The sequence below is a fragment of the Xenorhabdus bovienii genome (assembly GCF_024721015.1).
Classification (GTDB): domain Bacteria; phylum Pseudomonadota; class Gammaproteobacteria; order Enterobacterales; family Enterobacteriaceae; genus Xenorhabdus; species Xenorhabdus bovienii.
Genome location: NZ_JANAIF010000193.1, coordinates 1 through 1,698, shown reverse-complemented (window position 1 = coordinate 1,698; position 1,698 = coordinate 1). Strand labels below are relative to the sequence as shown.

The window sequence follows — 1,698 nt, the reverse complement described above, 5'->3', positions numbered from 1 at the left end:
TAGTGGACGCGGTAAGTCAGTGTATTGTATTACCGACTATAACAAAAGTGCAGATAATTTCATTGATTAACTTATTTCCCCGTCTCATATTGCTGTAGTATTTATTCTTTATTTTGTATTTTCTGGGATTTTTATTTTATTTATTCTGGATCTTAATCTAATAAGATGAATTAAAATCAATATGATGTTGATATTTCCTATAATTTTTACTTTTATTAATTATATTTTTAAATAAAAAACTGTACCGTGGATGTATAAAACATTGAGGGTACAGTTTTTCAGAAGAGCATTAACGGTGATGCAATATCACGAAATTACGCTTCAACGCGCACCGATTGGCCGTTAAAGGCCACTGCTTTACCAGCGATAATTTTGCAGCGCTTGCGGGTTTCAACCTGGTCATCAACTTTAACCAAACCTTCCGCAATCATCGCTTTTGCCGCAGCACCACTTTCACACCACCCTTGAAGTTTCAGTAGATCGCACAGCTCTACATAAGGGTGTCCATCTAAACAAAAAATTTCCATCAGTATCCTTTGGTTTTATCTACATCATGATATTCCTCGCAAGCCTGCAAGGTATTTTGAATCAATGTTGCGACGGTCATCGGGCCCACTCCTCCCGGAACAGGAGAAATCCAACTGGCGCGTTCGGATGCACTATCGAAATCCACATCGCCAATGACTTTACCATTTTCCAAACGATTGATGCCGACATCAATCACAATAGCACTTGGTTTAATCCATTCGCCGGGAATGAAATTTGGTTTACCGACCGCTACGACCAGTAAATCAGCTTGTTCAACATGCTGGCGTAAGTTTTTGGTAAAACGATGCGTCACCGTCGTGGTACAGCCTGCCAACAGCAGTTCAAGGCTCATTGGACGCCCAACGATATTGGACGCCCCAATGATAACAGCATGCAGCCCGTAGGTGTTGATATTGCAGCGCTCAAGCAGCGTCACGATCCCGCGAGGAGTGCAGGGGCGCAGCTTTGGAGCACGTTGGCACAGGCGGCCAATATTGTAAGGGTGGAAACCATCCACATCTTTATCAGGATGAATGCGTTCCAGTACTTTGACATTATCAATGCCGGCAGGCAGGGGAAGTTGAACTAAAATGCCGTCGATTTCCGGATCTTCGTTCAGGTTATCAATTAGGGAGAGTAATTCGGCTTCGCTGGTGATGTCTGGCAGGTCGTAAGAGCGGGAAGTAAAACCGACTTCCTCACAGGCACGGCGTTTGCTCGCGACATAAATTTGGGAGGCCGGATTTTCTCCGACTAAAACAACGGCAAGACCTGGAGCACGTCTTCCAGCGGCGACTCGTTGCCTGACTTTTTCTGCAACTTCGCTTCTGATTGTCTGCGCAATCGTTTTCCCATCAATAATTTTTGCTGACATGTATTTAAGATTCCATCATCGAGTATAGGAATAGGCGCTATTTTGTCAGAACATGAATCGTCTGTCAGTTTTATTGGTAATCATAAAATAAGCATATGAACGAAAAGCCCATTGACTCAATCCAGTATGCACGTATAATCCCGTCTACATCAACGCATCAACGCATCAACGTGTTTTCATCTCGTATGCGCCCTTAGCTCAGTTGGATAGAGCAACGGCCTTCTAAGCCGTAGGTCACAGGTTCGAATCCTGTAGGGCGTACCATTTAAAATCAAGCACTTACCCCTATTTTGCAA

At 43.6% G+C, this 1,698-nt stretch carries 2 protein-coding genes and 1 tRNA gene; 1 reads left to right on the top strand and 2 read right to left on the bottom strand.

From position 1 onward, the window contains the following. Window positions 1-314: 314 nt before the first annotated feature. Together ybcJ and folD are read right to left on the bottom strand one after the other, a co-directional pair. Window positions 315-527, bottom strand: a complete 213-nt coding sequence (gene ybcJ, locus NXS07_RS19845; RefSeq protein ID WP_038181623.1) for a ribosome-associated protein YbcJ — start codon at window positions 525-527, stop codon at window positions 315-317. Then, window positions 527-1,402 carry a bifunctional methylenetetrahydrofolate dehydrogenase/methenyltetrahydrofolate cyclohydrolase FolD gene (folD, locus tag NXS07_RS19840; protein ID WP_038216735.1) on the bottom strand — a complete coding sequence of 292 codons (876 nt, stop codon included), beginning with the start codon at window positions 1,400-1,402 and terminating at the stop codon, window positions 527-529. The genes ybcJ and folD overlap by 1 nt, the downstream gene beginning before the upstream one ends. 187 nt (window positions 1,403-1,589) lie before the next feature. On the opposite strand from folD, the gene NXS07_RS19835 reads away from it, so the two are divergent. After that, window positions 1,590-1,666, top strand: a tRNA-Arg gene (locus tag NXS07_RS19835). Window positions 1,667-1,698 lie beyond the last annotated feature (32 nt).

Bases quoted from the DNA above. Each gene is read 5' to 3' on its own strand.
- ybcJ (WP_038181623.1), bottom strand. From the start codon at position 527: ATGGAAATTTTTTGTTTAGATGGACACCCTTATGTAGAGCTGTGCGAT.
- folD (WP_038216735.1), bottom strand. From the start codon at position 1,402: ATGTCAGCAAAAATTATTGATGGGAAAACGATTGCGCAGACAATCAGA.